Raw genomic sequence first — 21,005 nt, forward strand, 5'->3', positions numbered from 1 at the left:
CTTTGCAAATCCTGCGAAATAAGATATGATATAGATATTGTGGTGTATAGTTGTACAGTTTTGGATGAAGGGATGGGATGAGCAATGATACGCCTGCCAATCAGGAAGCTCAAGCAGGGCATGATTATTGCGCAAAGTATATACAACAAGCATGGAGCCAGTTATCTGGTCAAGGGGCAGCCGATAACCCTCGAGTACATTGACCAGCTCAAGAAGATCGGGATCCCGACGGTTACGGTCACTTCGCTGAACCCTAATTTCCAGCTGATGCCGCCGGAAGATGTGGTGCAGGAGAAGACACGTATCAATGCCATCAAAGAGGTATATGAGACCTTCCAGAGCGTGGAGAAGACTGGCGAGCTTGATGTGGATGCCATGCAGGCTGTATCCGAGAAAATCATCTTTGACATCATTGACCGCAAGGAAAATCTTGTCCAGCTTACCGATATCCGTCTGCACGACACGTATACCTTTTCGCATAGTGTCAATGTAGCAATCCTATCGGCAATGCTCGGGATGCTTTGCCATTATTCCAAGAAGGATCTGCTGCTGTTGACCTTGGGAGCGCTGCTCCATGATCTGGGGAAGATCAATGTCCCGCCGGCTATCCTGACAAAGACGACGCACCTTACGGAGGCTGAGTTTTCCATGATGCAGCAGCATCCGCTGGATGGTGCTGCCCGGATCATGCATATGGAGCGCATGCTTCCGTCGCCGAGTGTTTTGGCGGCAATTGCTGCTGAGCATCATGAGCATGTTGATGGACGGGGATACCCGCGTGGATTGGCAGGTGAGCAGATCCATCGCTATGCCAAGATCGTGGCCATTGCGGATGTATATGATGCTTTGACAAGTGAGCGTCCTTACAAGAAAGCATATACGTCACATGTGGCTTATACAATCATGACCCGTGTCATGAAAGGGCAATTTGATGAGGATCTACTCAAGCTGTTTTTCAACAATGTGTCGATCTATCCTGTCGGTACGATACTGAAAACGATTTACGGATATGGTATTGTCAAGGACTGTCTTTTTGGGCAGACGGAGATGCCGACAATCATCCTGTTTGCTGATCCTGATGGCAATATCCTGTCGATTCCCCATACGATTTATTTGTCAAAAGATCCGGCAGGGGAAAAGGCGATTGAGATCGTCTTGTCGGATAATGAATTGCGTCATTTCATCCATGAAATCAACATCGATCCTTCGGTTTTTTTGGCGGATTGAGACTTCGCCGCCAGCGTGTTGTCTGTGGCCTTTTCTGTTTGCGGAGAAGGCCGTTTTTTGTTATACTTAGTGAGTTGAATTATTGGCTAAGGAGCGCGATTTAATGCGGCAGAAACGCAAAAAGAAACGCAGTTTTAAGCGTTTGCGGCTGGTGGGAATGTTCCTGCTGGCGATAATGGTAGCGGTAGCGGGGTTTTCGCTGGGCCGCAGCCAGCAGGGTGGCAGCTCGGGAGGAATCCTGGGGGCATCAGCAAAAAATGATATTGTCCATGTCATGATACTTGGTGTCGATAGCCGCAAGGATGATGTGGGGCGCAGTGATACGATGATGGTCACGGCACTCGATGAAGACAAAGGCAAGGCGGCACTGCTTTCGGTGCCGCGTGATACGCGGGTGCCGATTGATGGCCATGGCTATGAGAAGATTAATCATGCCTATGCCTATGGCGGGCATAAGATGTCGCAGAAATCGGTAGAATCGTTGCTTGGCGTCAAGATCGATCACTACATCATCATCAACACGACGGCCTTTGAGCGCATCATTGATGCGATGGGGGGCGTGGATATCGATGTAGAAAAGCGCATGCACTATGAAGATCCCTGGGATGATAATGGCGGTCTTGTCATTGATCTCTATCCGGGAGAGCAGCATATGGATGGCAAGAAGGCCATCCAGTATGTCCGCTATCGTGATGGGGAAGGCGATATTGGCCGCATCGGCCGCCAGCAGAAGTTCGTCAAGGCGTGCCTGGCAAAGCTGATTTCGGCTGAGATGCTGCCGCGGCTGCCGAAGTTCATCGAGGAGGTAAGCTCGGCAATCACGACAGATATGTCGGTTCCGGAGCTTTTGAGCTTTGCCAAGCAGATGAAGGCCATCCATGATAATGGCTTGTCGGCGCAGATGGTTCCCGGCCAGCCGGCCTATCTGCAGGATGTCAGCTATTGGATTCCCGATATCACGGATCTGCGGCAGCTGATCATGGATGAGCTGGGCATTGAGGCCACGGCTGAGGAAAAGGCTAAGGCGCAGGCCGATGAGGATGAATACATGAAGAGCCTGCCGAAGGACATGCAGATCCTTGCCAAGTCGCAGAACGCAACGGGCAAGGTCGAGGAGGTCTCCGAGGCTGGTGAGCAGAAGAAAGAACAGCAAGCGATGAAGCCGAACCAGATTTCGGTCATGGTCATCAACGACAGCGGCATCAACGGTGCTGGTGCTGAGGTGGCGGGCATCTTGCAGCGCAAGGGCTTTATCATCTCAGGCGTCGAGACGGGCAAGACGAGTTCGCGGCAGCAGACGACGATCACGACGTCGACGCGCAATACCGATGTCTTCTATGGCATGCCGTTCAAATGTGTGATCATGGATGGCGGCAGCTCGAATCAGGCTGTTGTCCATATCGGCTTGGATTATCGTAAATAGTATAAACCTTCCCCTTTCGGGGAAGGCTTTATTATAGCAGAACTGATATTCGTATTTCTCGATGAGGTGAGTGGATTTTGGGTATATTGAAAGTCATGGGACTGAAGAAGGCCTTTGGCATCGATGAGTTGTTTCATGATGTGAATTTTGAGGTAGGACGCGGTGACCGCGTGGGTTTTGTTGGCGCGAATGGTGCGGGCAAGACGACGCTGATGAAGATGCTCATGGGGCAGGAAGAGTCAGATGGCGGCACGATACAGCTTGATAGTGCCGATACAATCGGCTATGTCGAGCAGCAGGCAGATTTTGGCGAGGGGACACTCTATGATGAGTTCCGCCGGGCCTTTGATGATATCATCGAACTCGGCGAGCGCAAGCGGGCATTAGAGAAAAAGATCGCCGTAGATCATGATGAAGAGACGATGAAGGCTTACAGCAAGGTGGTCGAGCAGTTTGAGCGCCTCGAAGGCTATGATTATGAGAGCCGCATCCGGCGCATCGCCTTTGGTCTTGGTTTTACGGAGGCGGAGTTCGCCAAGGACGTGCAGCATTTCTCGGGAGGGCAGAAGACGCGTATCTGCCTGGCGAAGGCACTACTGCGTGAACCGGATTTCCTGTTCCTCGATGAGCCGACCAACCATCTCGATATCCATATGATTGAGTGGCTCGAAGGTTTTTTGAAGAGCTATAAAGGGGGCGTGCTGATTATCTCGCATGACCGTTATTTCCTCGATAAGGTAGCGACGCGGATCATTGAGCTTGAGAATAAGACGGTAACGAGTTACGAGGGTAATTACACGTATTTCATGAAGGTCAAAACGCAGCGCCGGGCAGCGCTGCAATCGGCTTATGAAAAGCAGCAGGAGCATATCAGGAAGACCGAAGAATATATCCGCAAGTACAAGGCTGGCATCAAGTCCAAACAGGCGCGCGGCCGTCAAAGCCAGCTCAATCGCCTGGAACGCATTGTATTGCCACCGGAAGAGGCGTCCTTCAATTATTTTGCGCTCAATACGCCGCCAGAGTGTGCGCAGCGTGTGGCCGAGCTGGAGGATGTGGCGTTTTCCTTTGGCGCGCATGATATTTTCCGCAATATCTCGCTGCTGATCCGCAAAGGGGATGGCGTGGCACTTGTCGGCCCGAATGGTGCGGGCAAGACGACGCTGCTGCGCGTGCTGGTCGGTGAGATCGAAGCAGCTGCTGGCCGCGTGAAAATCGGCAGCCGCGTCAAGATCGGCTATTTCTCCCAGCAGCACGAGGGCCTGCATATGGAAAGCACTGTGCTGGATGAGATCATGTACGAGTATGGCATCGATGAGGAGCAGGCGCGTAAGTATCTCGGTGCCTTCCTGTTCCATGGCGATGAAGTCCTGCGCCGCATCGGCGATCTTTCTGGCGGTGAGCAGTCGCGGGTGGCTTTTCTCAAGCTCATGCTGACAGGGGCGAACTTCCTCGTGCTTGATGAGCCGACCAACCATCTGGACATCCCGGCCCGCGAGGCCGTCGAGGAAGCGCTCATGGCTTATCCGGGGACGTTCCTGGCCGTATCGCATGACCGTTATTTCCTCGATAAGGTCGCCAATTGCACGCTGGAACTTGAGAATGGCCAGCTGACCGAGTATATGGGCAATTACAGCTACTATCTGATGAAGAAGGAGCTGGCTGCCGCGGAGGCCGAAGAGGCACGGCTGGAGGAGGAAAAAGCCCAGAAAATCAAGGCGGCCCGTGAAAAGGAAAAGCAGGCCAAGGCGGCAAGAAAGACAGGCGAGCTGGCCGGGCAGGCAGCTGAGGACAACAAGGCGAAGGCACAGGCTGAACTTGGCCGCATCCAGAGCATGAGTGAGGCCAAGCGTACGGAGATGATCCAGCGCGCTGAGGCTGAGATCGCCATGGCTGAGGCAGAGCTCAAGGGCCTGGAGTATCAGATGAACGATCCTGCGGTGCAGGCAGATCCCGTGAAGAGCCAGAAAATCGCTGAGGCATATGCGGCCAAGGAAGAGGAAATCGTTCAGCGCTATGAAAAGTGGGAGCGTCTTACCGAAGCGTGAAGAAAGGAGAGGCCGTCTATGGCAAATTCTGAATATCAGCAGACGACGCTGGGGCTGCAAGCAGAAGAGGAAATCGAGGGCCTCGTAGACAGCGTGATCTTTGCGAGTGACAATGGCCAGTTTTCGGTATTCCGCTTGCGGCCGGCACATCAGAACAGCCGCATCAATGTGACGGTGAATGCGGAGCCGCCGCTGGTCGGGCAGCAGATCCACCTGAAGGGCAGCTGGATTGTCCATCCGCGGTTCGGGCAGCAGTTCAAGGCTGTGAGCATGCGGCTGGAGTCACCGACAAGTATCGAGGGCATCGAACGCTTCCTGGGCTCAGGTGTCATTGATGGAGTAGGCCCGGCGATGGCAAGGCGTATCGTAGCCAAGTTTGGCGCAGACACGCTTGCCATCATCGAGCAGAAGCCGCATCAGCTGGAGCTGGTAGAGGGCATTGGACGCAAAACGGCAGAAAAGATCGCGGCTTCTTACAACAGCCAGTCCGAGCTGCGTGAAATCATGCTCTGGCTGGAGAGTCATGGGGTATCAGGTGCTTTGGCAGCGCGTATCTACAAGCAATATAGTTCCTTTGCCATCGATATGCTTGAAAGCCATCCCTATCAGCTGGCACAGGAAGTCGAGGGCATCGGTTTTGCGACGGCTGATGCCATTGCCGCCAGCCTCGGGATGACGCGCGATGATGAGGGGCGTGTGGCTGCTGGTATCGACTATGCCTTGCAGCAGATCTCGCTCAACGGGCACTGCTGTATTCCCGAGGAGCCATTGGTGGGCAAAGCGTCCAAGCTCCTGCAGGTGGAGCCGGAAACGGTGCGCCGGGTGCTCAAGAAACAGTTGGAGCTTCAGCGGCTGGCCGTCGAATATGTCGGTGCAGAGACGCTGATCTACCCGCCGTATCTTTACCGGGCGGAGAAGAAGGTCGCGCGAAAATTACTTTACTTGCAGAAGTATGCAGAGCCGCTTTCTATCGCCAACCCAGCCAAGCTCGTTGAGGAATGGGAGACGATGACCGGGCTTGATCTTGCCAAGGGCCAGCGGGAGGCGATGGCAGCGGTGCTTACGCATGGCATTTTCGTGCTGACCGGTGGCCCTGGTACCGGTAAAACGACGGTCGTGCGTGGCATGCTCGACATGCTGGAACTGGCGGGGCTCAACATCCTGCTCGGCGCGCCTACGGGGCGGGCAGCAAAACGGCTGGCCGATGCTACGGGACGCCGGACGATGACTGTGCATCGCATGCTTGAGGCGCAGGGCGGCCGGGCAGAAGATGGCGGTTCGATGTTTGCCAAGGATTCGGATGAGCAGCTGGAGGCTGATGCCATCATCCTCGATGAGGTATCGATGATGGATATCGTGCTCATGCAGCATTTCCTTGAGGCGGTCCCGGATGGCTGCCATGTGATCCTCGTCGGTGATGTGGATCAGCTGCCAGCCGTCGGCCCTGGCTCGGTGCTCAAGGATATCCTGCGGGCAGGGGTCATACCGAGTGTCTGCCTCAGTGAGGTATTCCGCCAAGGCGGGGAGAGCACCATCGTGCTCAATGCGCATGCCATCAATGCGGGGCGCCTGCCGTCCTGCGGGATGACTGGTGATTTCCAATTCATTGAAACGCCGAATGATGAAGTGACGGCCAAGACTATTGTGGCCTTATGTGCTGAAACTTTGCCGAAAGCAGGGTTCAATCCATTGACGGATGTGCAGGTGTTATCGCCGATGCATCGGCAGGAATGTGGCGTAGCGAATCTCAATAAACTTTTGCAGGAAGCGCTGAACCCAAAGGCAGCATCCAAGGCTGAATTTGTCAACAGTGTGCAGATTTTTCGCTTGGGCGATAAAGTCATGCAGACAAAAAACAATTATACCAAAGGTGTATTTAATGGCGATATCGGTTTTATTGCCGCCGTGGAACCGAGTCATATTACGGTACAATTTTCCGAGGAACTCGTCGTTGATTACGAGAAAAGTGAGCTCAATGAGCTCATGCTGGCATATGCGATGAGTGTCCATAAAAGCCAGGGCAGTGAGTATCCGGTCATCATACTGCCATTGACGCCCAGTCATCGCATCATGCTGCAACGAAATCTTTTGTATACGGCGGTAACGCGTGCTAAACGGCAGGTCATTTTGCTTGGTAGCAAGGCGGCACTGACAACTGCCGTTGAAAACGATCGGATGCGCAGGCGGTATACGTTGCTGGCGGAGCGATTGAGCCAACAGCTGGAGAATCAATAAATGATATTGGGCAAGAATAATCTTGCAGAATCATGGATTATTTGCTACAATCTATGTTATAAAATAAATCGATTGATTCGAGATAAAAGGAGAAGTCAAAATGGCAAGAAAAGCAAACTATGATGAGAAGATTTCGGTTCTCGAGGAGAAAATCGCCAAGAAGCAGGATGAGCTCAAAAAACTCAAAGCACAGCTTGCTGATGTGAAGGAAAAGAAAGCTAAAGAGGATTATCAGGAGCTGACGGCTTACATGGCAGAGAATAACCTGTCTGCATCGGAAGTCCTGGCTGCAATCAAAGACTAATCGATTGGTTTTGCTAAATACCAGTTACTGCCTTGGCAGTAGCTGGTATTTTTATGCCCATTAGTCCCATTTACCTGTTTGCATAGTGGTGGTAGAATAAAAATATCTGTATGTGGACGAGGAGGGTGTTATGTCTTTTATAACGATTGTATTATTTCTAGCTTGCCCTTTGCTCATATTTGCGGTGGGCGGGATTTTTTTCAAGCGTCGCCGTTATCCGCTGGCTTTGCTGGCTGTCATGATGGGAATCGTAGCCGCAGTTGTCGGCGGCATCAATGGCTTTCATGAGATGAAGGCGCAGGTGGTTTCGGAGTATAGCGAGGAACTGGATTCCGAGTATAAAACCGCACTGCTAAAGAAATATCAGCAGGCTGAAGATATCCTGCGTGACATTTCATTCTCGAAGCCAGATCAAAAGAAAATCGATTATGCGCTGAATCTCCTGCACGATTTCGACAGTGATAGTGTAGCGGAAAAGATGGCAGTGGATTGCCCCGATGCAGCTGTACTGAAGACTTATGCAAAGGCCATGCGTGAAGTCAGCACATACGATGGCCATATGACGAATCTCAATGTTTTGGAAAACAAGACATTACAGCAGCTGGCAGCTGATTTGCCCGATAATTATAATGGTGCATTGGCTGATAAGATTATCCCGTTCAAACGGCTGATTATCGGCATGGAGAATGAAGCGAAAAAGCAGGCTGCTTCCGATGCGCAGAATGCGGAAAAACATAAGAAATCGCTGGAAGAGGGAAAATACGGTAACCTGCGTCCAGGCGATTCCGAAGAAAAGGTTACGGCAGCGATGGGCAAGCCGGATCGTATCAATGCGAGCGAGACAAAAGAAGGCAGCATCAAACAGTATGTCTTCCATCATAATGGCAAATCCATCTACGTTTATACGAAGGATGGTGTCGTCACAGAAGTTCGTTGAAGCTATTTCAGCAAAAAAAACTCTGGTGCAATGTGTTCTGCACCAGAGTTTTTTCTTTCTATATAGTTACCATTCAATCTGCTGTGCTTTGTCGAGCAGTTCCTCTACCGAGCCGGCTTCAATGCGCACCGTCTGGGTGGCAGGTGGTGGTGTGGCAGAGGATTTTGGTGTGTGGTGGACTGGATGATGGTGCCTGCCATGAGGCTTCTGCTGCCCGGCTTGGCCCTCGGCCTGAGCGGCGGGCTTAGTCTCCTCTTGTTGCAGCAGCCGCAGGATGGATTCCAACGGCGGATGATGTGGCGGCCGTCTGTTTTTGATGGCGTTACGCAGGCCTGCATCATCGGGGAGTGGTGGCCGGGGCTCTTTGGCGGCGGCTTTTTTCTCCTCGGCGCGCTTGGCCTTGGCTTTTTCGAGACGCTGCTGCTGCTCTTCACTCATGCGCTCAAGTTCAGCGAACAGCTTTGTGTTGCCGTCAGCATCAAAGGAAATCGCCAAGCGGCTGAAGCGCACTCCCTCGCCGAGCAGTCCTTGTTCCTGGACCTTGTTCAGCGTGCCGATGGCGGATTCGACCTTGCCCATCACTTCCTGCGCAAAGTCCTTGTCGTCTGCCATGCGCTCGATTTCCTCGCTGGACAGGACAACGAAGTATTTCTTGTTGCTGGGGCCAGTGACGTCGAGTGGATTCTGCACGTCATCGGCGATGATGAAGTCGTAGTCGCCGTATTGTTCCCGCAGCTTGGCCAGGTAATCTTTGGCCTTGGCGGAAAGCTGCTCCTCCTCCGGGCGGACGCCCTGCTGCCCCGAGGCTGCGGCGGTATCTGCCTGCGGCCGCCGGGCGGCATGGGACAAGGCCGTATCCGAAAGGGACAGGGAGAAATCCTTGTCAGCACCCAGAGAAGCACGGATGATGTCCTGACGGCGGTCAGCCCCCGCAGCAGGACGCTTTTTGCTGGCCGGGCCGGCATTCTCCAGCCGGGGATGGTGGCCTGCGTGATGGATGGTGTTAGCCATGATGTCCTCCTTTTCTTGGCCATTGAAATCCGTTTCGTTGAGAGCCAAATTCCCTCATCTATATATCGGATGATCGGGCCTGGAGGTTAAGCAGAAAATGGTGGTGTGTCACTGGCGATGGTGCCAGCCGCGCTGGCCGCCACCGCAGTAGGAATCGCCGCGATTGTCTTCCGGGCCATACGGGCAGTGGGTGTTGTTGCGCCAGCAGCCCCAGCCATTATCCGCGGGGGCTGGATCGCTGTCGGCAGCAAATGCTGGCACTGCCAGCATGAGCAGGGCACCAGTGAGCAGGGCGATGATTTTCTTTTTCATAGGGAATTCCTCCTGTAAATGTTTGTGTTTTCTTTTCTGTGTCCAGTATAGCAGGCAGTTGTGACAAAACTGTTACAAGAAAAAAATTTTTTGCGGCACGACAGGACGGGGCTTTTCTGCTAGACTAGGATTGTCAGGAGGGAGAGAAATGAAACTATTGCTGGCAGACGATAACGAAGCGATTCGCGATATATTGGATAATTTTGCCCGGGCAGCTGGCTATGAGACCGTGATGGCTGCAGATGGGGAGCAGGCCTGGCAGTTGTTCTGCACGGAGGATATCGATCTGATCCTGCTCGATGTCATGATGCCAAAGCTTGACGGCTTTGCTGTCTGCCGGAAGGTCCGGGCCTGTTCGGATGTGCCCATCATCATGATCACGGCGCGTGGGGAGGATTATGACCGCATCATGGGGCTGGAGATCGGTGCCGATGATTACGTGGTCAAACCCTTTTCAGCTGCAGAGGTCATGGCACGCGTCAAGGCGATACTGCGGCGCTTGTCCCGCAGCGGCGATGCGGGGCAGGGGCGTCAATACGGCAATCTGGTGTTTCAAGAAGAATCCGGCAGGGTGCTGGTGGCCGGGAAAACTGTGCGCCTCACGCATAAGGAGGCCGATCTTTTGTTGCTGTTTACGGCGAATCCCGGGCAGTTGTTTTCCCGGGACAAGCTGCTCGACAAGATCTGGGGCATGGACTACACGGGAGATACACGTACTGTCGATACGCATATACGCCGGCTGCGGGCGAAGCTGGAGCAAGCAGGCCTGGCAGGCTGTGCCATCGGCACGGTGTGGGGGCGCGGCTACCGGTGGGAGGTCATGGCATGAAACATCGCTTGACCAAACGCTTGCTGGCGTATTTCTCGTTGACACTGCTGTTGTTTGCCCTTCTTTGTGGTGCGGTATTTTCCTGGCTGTTCACGCGTTACAGCCAGCAGGTGTATGAGCAGGAGCTCCGGCAGCGCGCTGAGACGCTGGCAGCGGCTATTCCCTCCCTGGCCGGCAGCCAGCAGCTGCTGGCTGAGGGAGTAGCGGATGAAAATGCGGCCATAGCGCCAGCATCCCGCAGTCCGCATCATATGATGCGCCATATGGGGTCTGGACGTGCGCAGCATGGCTGGTGCCGTCAGCAGTACGGCGTGAGCGCCACCGCGCCAGCCGCGGCGAATCAGGCTGGGCAATTCCTTTGGCAGCTGGATCAGATGATGCAGGGCAAGGTATGGCTCGTGGCTGCCAAGAACCACACCATCTACGCCTACGGGGAGAATACGGGCCGCGAGGATGGTGAACTGCCGCCAGCCGTGTCGGAGATCCTGCAGCAAGTGCTGGCTGGCAGAACGGCCGTCAGCCGTGATTTCGGTGCACTCATAGACACGCCGTCCCTGACAGTGGGGGCGCCCCTTTGGGGAGAGGACGGCGCGGTGATCGGCGCCGTGCTGATCCATCGGCCGTTGCAGGAAATGCGGCAGACGTTGAGCGAGGGGCTGCGCCTGCTGGTGATTTCTGTGCTGCTGGGGCTGTTGCTGGCGGGCATCCTGGCGCTGCTCTTGACGCGCAGGTTCATTGCGCCATTATACCGGATGCAGGCTGTGGCGCGTTCGTTTGCGCAGGCGCGGTATGATGAGCGCACGGGCATCAGCCAGCAGGATGAGATCGGCATGCTGGCTGGCGATATCGACAGGCTCGGCGGGCGGCTGGAGGCGGCACGGCAGGAGCGTGAGCAGTTGACGCAGCAGCGGCAGGATTTCCTTTCGGCAATTTCCCATGAGCTGCGCACACCGCTTACGGTGCTGCGCGGTACAGCGGAATTATTGGTGTCGGGGCTGGTAACGCACGAAGCGGAACGCGGCAAATACCTCCACCAGATGATGGAGAATCTGTCGGTCTTGGAGCGTCTGGTGGGCGATTTGCTGGAACTTTCCCGCTTGCAGAATCCAGGCTTTACGATGGAGATGACACCGCTGGATTTCCGGGAAGCTATACAGGAAGCAGCTGGCAGCATCCAGCCGGTAGCTGCTGCAAAAGCAGTGGAAGTGACAGTGAAACTATCGGAATCCTTGCCTGTGGCTGGGGACTATGGGCGGTTGCGTCAGCTGGTGGTAATCTTGCTCGACAATGCGGTGAAGTTTTCGGCTGCGGGACAGACTGTCGAAATTCGTGGCCAGCGTGAGCTGGACAGCTGGCAGGTGACGGTGGAAGATCATGGCTGTGGGATTGCAGCGGCGGATTTACCATATATCTTCGATCGTTTCCATGCACGCCGCGAAAATAATGCCCAGGGAACTGGTATGGGGCTGGCGATTGCCCGGGAAATCGCCGATCGTCATGGAATCGCCATTGCGTGTACAAGTGAGCAGGGCGTTGGCACAAGGTTTATCTTGAGTGGACGGCTGCTGGCAGAAACGCTATAATATACGTTGTGTGTGGACAAGAGACAAAGAAGGGAAGGTTGCTGGAATGATTTACCCGTTGAAACTGGAGGCCCCACTCAAGGATTATCTCTGGGGCGGTACGCGTCTTAAGGATGAATATGGCAAGAAGACATCATTGGATAAGGTAGCCGAAAGCTGGGAACTTTCGTGCCACAAGGATGGGCAGAGCCTCATCGTCAATGGCGAGGCAGCTGGCAAGACGCTGGCGGCCTGGCTGGCGGAGCAGGGCGAGGACGTGCTCGGCACGAAGGCCGCAGCATTCCCGTATTTCCCGCTGCTCATCAAGCTCATTGATGCCAAGGGGAACCTGTCGGTGCAGGTGCATCCCGATAACGAATATGCGCTGCGCGTTGAGGGGGAGTACGGCAAGACCGAGATGTGGTATATCGTCGACTGCGAGCCGGGAGCCAGCCTGCTCTATGGCTTCAAGCACGAAATCACGCAGGAAGAATTCCGGCGCCGCATTGCTGACAACACGCTGCTCGAAGTCTGCAATCGCGTTCCCGTCCATAAGGGGGATGTGTTCTTCATCGATGCGGGCACATTGCATGCAATCGGTGAGGGTATATTGATCTGTGAGATCCAGCAGAGCTCGAACACGACCTATCGTATCTATGATTACGGCCGCGTCGGCAAGGACGGCAAGCCGCGTGAGCTCCATGTCAATAAGGCCCTGGCGGTGACAAAGCTGGCGCCGCCTGTGCGCGGTACCGAGCCGTTGGCCTGCCTTGATGTGATTCCTGGCGTCAGCCTCAAGCTGCTGGCGCAATGCGAGTATTTCACGGCCTACCATGGAACGGTGGCCACGTCCTGCAAGCTTACGGCAGGCGAGGAGTCCTTCCAGAGCCTCACGGTGCTGACGGGCAGCTTGAAGCTTTCGGCTGGTGCGCATGAGCTGGCATTGGCCAAGGGCGAGACCGTCTTCCTGCCAGCGGGGCTGGGCGATTATACGCTGACCGGCCAGGCTGAGTTCATCCTGAGCAAATTATAAACGACAGATGCTATTCTTTCCGAGGGAAAGGATAGCATTTTTTATTTGTCTGTCGTCTTTTTTTGACATAGTTTCTTTACAATGTTACAATCAGAGAGGACAATGTTTACGGTAATGTATGAAGAATAGAAAAAATTTAGGAGAGAGTCAATCATGCATAGCGAATTCCTGATGGGCAACGAGGCGATTGCCCTGGGTGCACTGGCGGCAGGTGTCAATCTGGCGGCAGGCTATCCGGGGACACCCTCGACAGAGATTCTTGAGACCATTGCCAAGCGCGGTTCGGCGGATATCCATGTGGAATGGTCAATCAACGAAAAGGCAGGGCTCGAAGTGGCTGCCGGTGCAGCGTATAGCGGCGCCCGCGCCCTGGTAACGATGAAACAGGTAGGACTCAACGTGGCGGCCGATCCTTTGATGAGCCTTGAATATATCGGTGTCAAAGGCGGTCTGGTCATTGTCGTTGCCGATGACCCGGGGCCGATTTCTTCGCAGACGGAGCAGGATACGCGGACCTTCGGCATGTTTTCCAAGGTACCCGTATTTGACCCGTCAACGGTGGCTGAGGCTTATGCGATGGTGCAGGAGGGCTTTGCCTTCTCGGAAAAATATCACACGCCGGTATTCCTGCGCCCGACAACGCGCATCGATCATGCCTATGAGGCCATCGAGGTCAGGGATGAGGCCGAATATGAGCAGCATGACTACGAGGGCTTTGTCAAGGATTCCTCCAAATGGGTCATCTTCCCGAAACTTTCGGTGCGCAGCCATGCGGCCATCGAGGCACGCAATGCTGAGCTCAGCAAGGTGCTTTCGGAATATCCGCGCAATAAGATACTGCCGGGCGCAGGACAGCAGGGCAAGCTGCGCAAGGGCATTGCGACGCATGGGGTCAGCAGCATGTACACGCGTGACAACCTGGCACAGGATGATCATCTCCCCGTGCTGCATGTAGCGACTCCGTTCCCCTTTCCCGAGGAGCTTGCAGTCCGGTTCCTGCAGGGGCTTGATGAAGTCCTCTGCATCGAGGAGCTCGACCCCGTCATCGAACGGGCCCTGCTGACCGTCTGCGGCAAATACCATCTGTCGACGGTGATCCGCGGCAAGCTGACCGGCGATGTCCAGACGGCTGGCGAAAATACGGTCGAATCCGTCGGCCGGGCGATAAGCGCATTCCTGGGCCAGCCGCAGCCGGAGGAGCCGGCAGAAAAAACACCTGCGCTTCCGGTACGGCCGCCGGTACTCTGTGCAGGCTGTCCGCACCGCGCTTCCTTCGTGGCCGTAAAAGAGGCCATGCGCGGGCAGAAGACCATCTACTGCGGCGACATCGGCTGCTATACACTGGGCAATGCGGCCCCGCTGGACATGTGCGATACCTGCCTGTGCATGGGCGCCGGCATCAATATCGCACAGGGCGTCTACCATATGGACCCGCAGACGAAATGCTTTGCCTTTGTCGGCGACTCGACCTTCTTTGCCGCCGGCATCACGGGAACAGTCAACGCGTTCTACAATCAGGCCGATATGACGCTGGTCGTACTCGATAACTCAACGACGGCCATGACCGGTCATCAGCCGCATCCGGGTACAGGCAGGACAATCCGCGGCGAGGTCGTGCAGGCCGTAAGCATCGAAAAGGTATTGCGTGCCATTGGCCTTTCGGTGGTGGAGACCGTAAATCCCCTCGACCACGCCGAAGCTGTGGCAACGGTCAAGCGCGTGGCGGCAGAGCCAGGTGTCAAGGCCATCATCTTCAAGTCGCCCTGCGTCGTGCTGGCCAAACCAGCGGCACGTTCACAGGTCAATGCCGAGACGTGCATCGGCTGTCAGAAATGCATCCGTTCACTGGGATGCCCAGCACTGATCATGCGGGAAGGCAAGGCCTTCATCGATGAGACGCTCTGCACAGGCTGCACGCTTTGCGAGAGCATCTGCCCGGTCGGAGCCATAGCAGGAGGCGAGCAATTATGAGTACAGACATCATTCTCTGCGGCGTCGGCGGTCAGGGGACGATTCTCGCGTCAAAGCTGATTGCCGCCGCGGCCATGAAAAAGAATATCCCCGTCAAGACAGCCGAGACCATCGGCATGGCTCAGCGTGGTGGCAGCGTGTTCAGCCATCTGCGGCTCGGAGCCGGCGAGGGCTCGCCGCTCATCGGCAAGAAAAGAGCCGACCTCATCATTGCTTTTGAACCGGCTGAGGCCGTACGGCAGATGCCTTTCCTCAAGGAGGGCGGCAGTGTTGTCGTCAGCAGCCATCCCATCCTGCCCGTCAGTGCCATGATCGGCGATGCGGCTTATGATGTGGAAGGCATTATGGACTACTTGCGTCATAAGGTCGACAGGCTGACGGTGGTGGACAGCGACGCGGCGGCAAGGGAGCTCGGCTCGATGAAGGTGCTCAATGTCGTGCTGCTCGGAGCAGCGGTGCGCAGCGGCGCTCTGGGGCTATCCGAACAGGATATACTCGCAGCCATCCACGAGCGCGTTCCGGAAAGATTCCATGCGCTCAATGAAAAGGCGCTGGCCTTTGCCCGCTAATATCGATAATGGAGGAGTAGAACCTATGCAGATCAATGAACAGCAGCTCAATATGGTAAACCGGCAGGTTGAGCGCCTGCTGGAGGCAAACAACTTCTATGGACAGCGCCTGCGTGAGGCCGGCATCGAAAAGGTCGAGACGAAGGAAGATTTCCTGAACCTGCCCTTTTCGGAAAAGCAGGATCTGCGCGATGCCTATCCGCTGGGGCTCATGGCTGTGCCGGAGCGCCAGATTGTCCGCATCCATTCATCTTCGGGCACGACAGGCACGCCGGTAATCATTCCCTATACGGCCAAGGACGTCGACGATTGGGCTGAGATGTTCAAGCGCTGCTATGAATTTGCCGGCATCACGAACAAAGATCGCATCCAGATAACGCCGGGCTATGGACTCTGGACAGCGGGCATCGGGTTCCAGAATGGTGCCGAGAAACTGGGTGCCATGGTCGTGCCCATGGGTCCGGGCAATACTGACAAGCAGCTGCAGTTCATGATGGATATGAAGAGTACGGTGCTCACGGCAACCTCGTCGTATGCTTTGCTGCTGGCCGAGGAAATCGAAAAGCGCGGCATCAAGGACAAGATCCATCTGAAGAAGGGCGTCATCGGCTCCGAGCGCTGGAGCGCGAAGATGCGTGAGCGCATTGCGGGCGAACTCGGCATCGAGCTTTACGATATCTATGGTCTGACGGAAATCTACGGGCCGGGCATCGGCATCAGCTGCGCGCATAATACGGGCATGCATTATTGGGACGATTTCATCTACCTGGAAATCATCGACCCCGAGACTGGCGAGAATGTGCCTGATGGCGAATATGGCGAGATTGTCATCACGACCCTGGTCAAGGAGGGCGCACCGTTGATCCGTTTCCGCACCCATGACATTTCGCGCATCGTGCCAGGGGATTGCCCCTGCGGCAGCCGTTTCCCGCGCATCGATACGCTGGTCGGCCGCAGCGATGACATGGTTAAGATCAAGGGCGTCAATGTATTCCCGAAACAGATTGAGGAAATCCTGCATACCTTCCCCGAGCTGTCGAGTGAATACCAGATCCGTATCTCCCATCTCGACGGTAAGGATACCATGCGTATCTACATCGAGACGAATGGCTCGGTCAACTTCCAGCAGATGGCCGAAAAGGTCGCGCAGAAAGTCAAGAGCCGCATCGGCTTCACGCCAATCGTCAAAGTCGTCGAACTCGGCCTGCTGCCGCGCAGCGAAAAGAAAACCAAGCGCGTGATTGACGAGCGTTTTGACTGATACGAATTGGTTGACATGTCAAGAATAGCGGTCGTATAATGAATACATCAAGATAATCGGAAAACAAATCCCGTTGGCGAGTGGCGTGGAAAACGAATCGTCAACGGGATTCTTGCATGTGCATAAATCTTGTGAGATTATATAATTTTTCCATAGCAGGGGGATAAAAATGGCAGAGAATAGCAATGAGATGATTTCGCAGGTTGGTAAGAATATCCAGGAAAAAGCAGCACTGGTATGGTCGGTAGCTGATGACCTCGTAGGAGCCTTCAAACCGCATGAATATGGCTTAGTAGTTTTGCCGATGGCGGTCATCAAGCGTTTTCATGACTGCCTGCTGCCGACGCAGGAGAAGGTTCTGGAAACTTATGCAAAAGTCAAGGAGCTGGCTGTTAAGGATGGCTTTCTGAAGAAGGCTTCCGGATATCAGTTCTATAATACTAGCAAATTCACGTTCAAGACACTGGTTGCTGACCCAGAAAATATCGAAGACAATTTCAAAGCCTATCTGAATGGCTTCTCAGATAACGTACAGGATATCCTTGCCCGCATGGATTTTCAGGCGCAGATTAATCGTATGGTGGAAGGCGGTCTGCTTTACCAGGTCATCTCGGACTTCAATTCCGATAAAGCCGATTTCTCCCCCGAAAATGTGGCTGCCGTCGATATGGGCTACATTTTCGAGAATCTCGTTCAGCGCTTTTCCGAGTCCTACAATGAAGAAGCCGGAGCACATTTCACCAGCCGCGACATCATCTATCTGATGTGTGACCTGCTGGTGGCTGGCGATAAGAATGCCTTTGAAGAGGATGGTATCTCCAAGACCGTCTACGATATGACCATGGGCACCAGTCAGATGCTTACCTGTATGGAAGAACGTTTGAAAGCGTTGGATGCAGATGCCGACATCAACGTGTTTGGACAGGAGTTCAATCCCTTCACCTTCGGTATTGCCAAAGCCGATATGCTGATTCGTGGCGGCGATCCCGATAATATGCAGTTCGGGGATACCCTCTCCGATGATAAATTCACGGGCTATGAGTTCGACTATATCATTTCAAATCCGCCTTTTGGCATTCCTTGGAAACGCGAGGAGAAGGAAGTTACTGCGGAGCATAAGAAGGGCGCTAATGGACGATTCGCCCCAGGGCTGCCATCAAAATCGGATGGTCAGATGCTCTTTATGCTGAATGGTGTAGCCAAACTGAAAGACACCGGTCGCATGGCTATCATTCAGAATGGTTCTTCGCTGTTCACGGGTGACGCTGGCTCTGGTCAGTCCGAAATCCGCCGCTATCTCATTGAAAATGACTGGCTGGATGCCATTGTACAGCTGCCGAATGATTCGTTCTATAACACGGGGATTGCGACCTATGTATGGATTGTTACCAAGGACAAGCCCGAGGAACGCGCTGGCAAAGTACAGCTCATCGATGCCAGCCAGTGCTACACCAGCCGCCGCAAGAACATCGGCAACAAGCGGGTGGATATAACAGGTGCCTGTCGTGACCTTATCGTCAAACTCTATGGAGATTACACGGATGGCACCTTCAAGGACACGGACGAGAACGGCAACGATATTACTGTCAAAAGCAAAGTGCTGGACGCCGTAACCCTTGGCTACAACAAGATTACGGTGGAATCTCCGCAGCTGGATGAAAACGGCGATAAAGTTCTCAAGAAAAACAAGCCCGTGGCTGACGCCAAGAAACGCGATACGGAAAACGTCCCCTTGGATGAAGATATCGATGCCTACTTTGAACGGGAGGTACTCCCCTATAATCCCGATGCGTGGATTGACAAGAAAAAGACTAAGGTGGGATATGAGATTCCCTTTACCCGTACTTTCTATGAATACAAGCAGATAGAGCCTGCTGATGTAATTGCTAAGCGCATCGAAGCACACGAAAAAAGCTTGATGGCTAAACTCCATGAACTGTTTGGGGAGGAAGCATAATGAAGGCTATACTGCGTGATGAAAGGGAAATGAAAGATAGCGGTATTGTATGGGCTAGCAAAATGCCTAACCATTGGGCGACTATACCCTTATATTCAGTACTCGAAGAAATCAATCAAAAAAATGAACCTATAATTACAACCAATATATTATCTTTGACTAATACAGATGGTGTTATTCCGTATTCTGAAAGAGGAAATCAAGGTAACAAAGCAAAAACTTCCTTTGAAGATTATAAAGTGGTTTATCCTAATACGATAGTTGCAAATAGCATGAATATCCTCATTGGCTCAGTTGGTCTATCTAAATACGAAGGTTGTGTTAGTCCCGTATACTATGTTTACAAATCAAAAAATGATACAGATATTAGATATATAAACTATTTGTTTCAAATGGAATCGTTTCAAAAAAATCTAAGGCAATACGCAAATGGCATCCTTGAAATCAGATTAAGAGTATCATCACATGACATACTCCATCAAAATATTGCATTTCCTTCGTATAAAGAACAAGAGATAATTGCCAATTATCTCGATGACCGTTGTTCCAAGATAGATGCTATCATTGCTGAAGCTAAAGCCAGTATTGAGGAATACAAGGAACTGAAGCAGGCGGTTATCTATGAAGCTGTTACTAAGGGCTTAGATAAGAATGTCGAGATGAAGGATAGTGAGTATGAGTTTATTGGAAATGTACCAGAACATTGGATGGTTTGTAAATTAAGGCATATAGGATTACCTCAAAATGGTATTAGTACTAGTGGCGATTCCTTTGGTAGTGGATATCCGTTCGTAAGTTATGGTGATGTCTATAAAAATTATGAATTACCACATGAAGTATCCGGATTGGTTGAATCCTCAGATGAGGATAGAGAACGGTACTCTGTACAAGCAGGCGACATTTTCTTTACCAGAACTTCTGAAACGAAAGAAGAAATAGGTTTTTCTGCTGTTTGTGAAAAGACCATTCAAAACGCTACATTTGCTGGTTTTTTGATTAGGGTTCGTCCATTCAATAACAAGCTTGATACCAAATTTGCAAAGTATTATTTCAGAAGTAAGCATTTAAGGGCATATTTTGTAAAAGAAATGAATCTTGTTATACGTGCAAGCCTAGGACAAGATTTATTAAAAGGAGCACCAGTATTATTACCACCTAAAAATGAACAAAGCTTAATCGCTGAATATCTTGAAAATAAATGCTCTACAATAGACAATGTTATTGAAGAAAAAGAAGATATCATCGATAATCTCGAAGCCTACAAAAAGTCCCTTATCTACGAAGTAGTTACCGGCAAGCGGAAGGTGGTGGCATAATGGGCAAGGCTAATATTCGTAATAGCACAGTAGATTTTCTCGTTTTCACCAAAGACAGCGGCGCAGGCTCTATCGAGGTGCGTGTGCAAGACGGCGATGTATGGCTGACACAGAAAGCCATGGGAGAGCTGTTTGACATTGACCGTAGCGTTGTTGCCAAGCACTTGAAGAAAATCTATACGGATGGGGAACAGGATGAGAGTTCAACTTGTGCAAAATTTGCACAAGTTGCTGATAATGGCAAAACCTATCAGTATAAGTTCTACTCTTTGTCAGCCATTATCGCCGTTGGTTACAAAGTAAACTCCCAGCGGGCTATCCAATTCCGCCAGTGGGCTACCAAGGTGCTGGACACCTTTGCCAAGCAGGGATATGTGTTGGACAAGAACCGTCTTATCAATGGTCAGATTTTTGACGAAGACTATTTTGATCACCTGATTTCCGAGATTCAGGAGATTCGCGCCAGTGAGCGGCGATTTTATCAGAAAATCACAGATATCTACGCCACGGCGGTGGACTATACGCTGGACAGCAAGACAACCAAGGATTTTTTTGCTACCGTGCAGAATAAGATGCACTATGCCGTTCACGGCAGTACAGCGGCAGAGCTCATCATGGACAGGGCCGACCACAAGAAGGAACACATGGGGCTGACATCTTGGAAAAACGCCCCAGATGGAAAAATCGTCAAGGCTGACGTGTCAATCGCCAAGAATTATCTGGCTAAAGAAGAAATGCAAGAGCTTAACGAGATTGTCACCATGTATCTGGACTACGCCACTCGTCAGGCCCGCCGCCATATCCCCATGACCATGGCTGACTGGGCCAGCAAATTGGATGCTTTTCTGCAATTCAATGATGCAGAAATCCTCCATGACAAGGGAAAGGTGTCAGCAGCCATTGCCAAAGCTTTTGCCGAAAGCGAATTTGAGCAATATCGTGTCTTGCAGGATAAGCACTATGTCAGCGACTTTGACAGGCTGATGCAGGAAGCGGACAATTAAAACAGC

General features: G+C 52.8%; 17 protein-coding genes. 15 read left to right on the forward strand and 2 right to left on the reverse strand.

Annotated elements, in window-relative coordinates:
* The first annotated feature begins 84 nt into the window (after nt 1–84).
* The 6 genes from FZ041_RS12205 (at nt 85) to FZ041_RS12230 (ending at nt 8,174) form a co-directional block, all read left to right on the forward strand.
* Nucleotides 85–1,227 carry an HD-GYP domain-containing protein gene (locus tag FZ041_RS12205; RefSeq protein WP_149189757.1) on the forward strand — a complete coding sequence of 381 codons (1,143 nt, stop codon included), beginning with the start codon at nt 85–87 and terminating at the stop codon, nt 1,225–1,227.
* Between the two features lie 103 nt (nt 1,228–1,330).
* Nucleotides 1,331–2,650 (forward strand): LCP family protein, encoded by a 1,320-nt coding sequence (locus FZ041_RS12210; RefSeq protein WP_075444227.1) that lies wholly within the window; start codon nt 1,331–1,333, stop codon nt 2,648–2,650.
* A 77-nt stretch (nt 2,651–2,727) separates the two neighbouring features.
* On the forward strand, nt 2,728–4,698 hold the full coding sequence (locus tag FZ041_RS12215) for an ABC-F family ATP-binding cassette domain-containing protein (protein ID WP_149189758.1): 1,971 nt from the start codon (nt 2,728–2,730) through the stop codon (nt 4,696–4,698).
* 18 nt (nt 4,699–4,716) lie between these two features.
* Entirely contained in the window at nt 4,717–6,933 is a 2,217-nt protein-coding gene (gene recD2, locus FZ041_RS12220; RefSeq protein ID WP_149189759.1) for an SF1B family DNA helicase RecD2, read from the forward strand.
* Between the two features lie 100 nt (nt 6,934–7,033).
* The gene (locus FZ041_RS12225) at nt 7,034–7,237 is read left to right on the forward strand and encodes a protein kinase (protein ID WP_075430033.1); all 204 of its coding nucleotides are present in this window, start codon (nt 7,034–7,036) and stop codon (nt 7,235–7,237) included.
* Nucleotides 7,238–7,367: 130 nt separating this feature from the next.
* Nucleotides 7,368–8,174, forward strand: a complete 807-nt coding sequence (locus FZ041_RS12230) for a hypothetical protein (protein ID WP_075444214.1) — start codon at nt 7,368–7,370, stop codon at nt 8,172–8,174.
* Between the two features lie 66 nt (nt 8,175–8,240).
* Here FZ041_RS12230 and FZ041_RS12235 read toward each other — a convergent pair whose 3' ends face one another.
* Nucleotides 8,241–9,185 carry a DUF6033 family protein gene (locus tag FZ041_RS12235; protein ID WP_149189760.1) on the reverse strand — a complete coding sequence of 315 codons (945 nt, stop codon included), beginning with the start codon at nt 9,183–9,185 and terminating at the stop codon, nt 8,241–8,243.
* A 108-nt stretch (nt 9,186–9,293) separates the two neighbouring features.
* Nucleotides 9,294–9,497 carry a hypothetical protein gene (locus FZ041_RS12240; RefSeq protein WP_149189761.1) on the reverse strand — a complete coding sequence of 68 codons (204 nt, stop codon included), beginning with the start codon at nt 9,495–9,497 and terminating at the stop codon, nt 9,294–9,296.
* A gap of 148 nt (nt 9,498–9,645) precedes the next feature.
* Between FZ041_RS12240 and FZ041_RS12245 the strand changes: the two genes are divergently transcribed.
* From FZ041_RS12245 to FZ041_RS12285, 9 genes are all read left to right on the forward strand, one after another.
* Nucleotides 9,646–10,326 (forward strand): response regulator transcription factor, encoded by a 681-nt coding sequence (locus FZ041_RS12245; RefSeq protein ID WP_149189762.1) that lies wholly within the window; start codon nt 9,646–9,648, stop codon nt 10,324–10,326.
* Nucleotides 10,323–11,909, forward strand: coding sequence for a sensor histidine kinase (locus FZ041_RS14865; RefSeq protein ID WP_255449399.1), 1,587 nt, complete (start codon nt 10,323–10,325; stop codon nt 11,907–11,909). The genes FZ041_RS12245 and FZ041_RS14865 overlap by 4 nt, the downstream gene beginning before the upstream one ends.
* A gap of 46 nt (nt 11,910–11,955) precedes the next feature.
* Nucleotides 11,956–12,921: a mannose-6-phosphate isomerase, class I gene (gene manA / locus FZ041_RS12255; protein WP_149189763.1), complete on the forward strand. Its 966-nt coding sequence runs from the start codon at nt 11,956–11,958 to the stop codon at nt 12,919–12,921.
* Nucleotides 12,922–13,074: 153 nt separating this feature from the next.
* Nucleotides 13,075–14,892 carry an indolepyruvate ferredoxin oxidoreductase subunit alpha gene (iorA, locus tag FZ041_RS12260; RefSeq protein ID WP_149189764.1) on the forward strand — a complete coding sequence of 606 codons (1,818 nt, stop codon included), beginning with the start codon at nt 13,075–13,077 and terminating at the stop codon, nt 14,890–14,892.
* On the forward strand, nt 14,889–15,461 hold the full coding sequence (locus tag FZ041_RS12265; RefSeq protein WP_149189765.1) for an indolepyruvate oxidoreductase subunit beta: 573 nt from the start codon (nt 14,889–14,891) through the stop codon (nt 15,459–15,461). The genes iorA and FZ041_RS12265 overlap by 4 nt, the downstream gene beginning before the upstream one ends.
* Nucleotides 15,462–15,486: 25 nt before the next feature.
* The gene (locus FZ041_RS12270) at nt 15,487–16,722 is read left to right on the forward strand and encodes a phenylacetate--CoA ligase family protein (protein WP_075430050.1); all 1,236 of its coding nucleotides are present in this window, start codon (nt 15,487–15,489) and stop codon (nt 16,720–16,722) included.
* A gap of 169 nt (nt 16,723–16,891) precedes the next feature.
* Nucleotides 16,892–18,679, forward strand: coding sequence for a type I restriction-modification system subunit M (locus FZ041_RS12275; protein ID WP_149189766.1), 1,788 nt, complete (start codon nt 16,892–16,894; stop codon nt 18,677–18,679).
* On the forward strand, nt 18,679–19,995 hold the full coding sequence (locus FZ041_RS12280) for a restriction endonuclease subunit S (protein WP_149189767.1): 1,317 nt from the start codon (nt 18,679–18,681) through the stop codon (nt 19,993–19,995). The genes FZ041_RS12275 and FZ041_RS12280 overlap by 1 nt, the downstream gene beginning before the upstream one ends.
* On the forward strand, nt 19,995–20,999 hold the full coding sequence (locus FZ041_RS12285) for a virulence RhuM family protein (protein ID WP_149189768.1): 1,005 nt from the start codon (nt 19,995–19,997) through the stop codon (nt 20,997–20,999). The genes FZ041_RS12280 and FZ041_RS12285 overlap by 1 nt, the downstream gene beginning before the upstream one ends.
* Nucleotides 21,000–21,005: the final 6 nt, after the last annotated feature.

It is taken from the genome of Pseudoselenomonas caprae (genome assembly GCF_008271345.1).
Classification (GTDB): Bacteria; Bacillota; Negativicutes; order Selenomonadales; family Selenomonadaceae; genus Selenomonas_A; species Selenomonas_A caprae.

Excerpts from the sequence above, each read along its gene's own strand:
- FZ041_RS12225 (WP_075430033.1), top strand. The coding sequence starts at position 7,034 with ATGGCAAGAAAAGCAAACTATGATGAGAAGATTTCGGTTCTCGAGGAG.
- FZ041_RS12205 (WP_149189757.1), top strand. The coding sequence starts at position 85 with ATGATACGCCTGCCAATCAGGAAGCTCAAGCAGGGCATGATTATTGCG.
- FZ041_RS12270 (WP_075430050.1), top strand. The coding sequence starts at position 15,487 with ATGCAGATCAATGAACAGCAGCTCAATATGGTAAACCGGCAGGTTGAG.
- FZ041_RS12210 (WP_075444227.1), top strand. The coding sequence starts at position 1,331 with ATGCGGCAGAAACGCAAAAAGAAACGCAGTTTTAAGCGTTTGCGGCTG.
- FZ041_RS12245 (WP_149189762.1), top strand. The coding sequence starts at position 9,646 with ATGAAACTATTGCTGGCAGACGATAACGAAGCGATTCGCGATATATTG.
- FZ041_RS12275 (WP_149189766.1), top strand. The coding sequence starts at position 16,892 with ATGGCAGAGAATAGCAATGAGATGATTTCGCAGGTTGGTAAGAATATC.
- FZ041_RS12240 (WP_149189761.1), bottom strand. The coding sequence starts at position 9,497 with ATGAAAAAGAAAATCATCGCCCTGCTCACTGGTGCCCTGCTCATGCTG.
- FZ041_RS12280 (WP_149189767.1), top strand. The coding sequence starts at position 18,679 with ATGAAGGCTATACTGCGTGATGAAAGGGAAATGAAAGATAGCGGTATT.
- iorA (WP_149189764.1), top strand. The coding sequence starts at position 13,075 with ATGCATAGCGAATTCCTGATGGGCAACGAGGCGATTGCCCTGGGTGCA.
- recD2 (WP_149189759.1), top strand. The coding sequence starts at position 4,717 with ATGGCAAATTCTGAATATCAGCAGACGACGCTGGGGCTGCAAGCAGAA.
- FZ041_RS12285 (WP_149189768.1), top strand. The coding sequence starts at position 19,995 with ATGGGCAAGGCTAATATTCGTAATAGCACAGTAGATTTTCTCGTTTTC.
- FZ041_RS14865 (WP_255449399.1), top strand. The coding sequence starts at position 10,323 with ATGAAACATCGCTTGACCAAACGCTTGCTGGCGTATTTCTCGTTGACA.
- manA (WP_149189763.1), top strand. The coding sequence starts at position 11,956 with ATGATTTACCCGTTGAAACTGGAGGCCCCACTCAAGGATTATCTCTGG.
- FZ041_RS12265 (WP_149189765.1), top strand. The coding sequence starts at position 14,889 with ATGAGTACAGACATCATTCTCTGCGGCGTCGGCGGTCAGGGGACGATT.
- FZ041_RS12230 (WP_075444214.1), top strand. The coding sequence starts at position 7,368 with ATGTCTTTTATAACGATTGTATTATTTCTAGCTTGCCCTTTGCTCATA.
- FZ041_RS12235 (WP_149189760.1), bottom strand. The coding sequence starts at position 9,185 with ATGGCTAACACCATCCATCACGCAGGCCACCATCCCCGGCTGGAGAAT.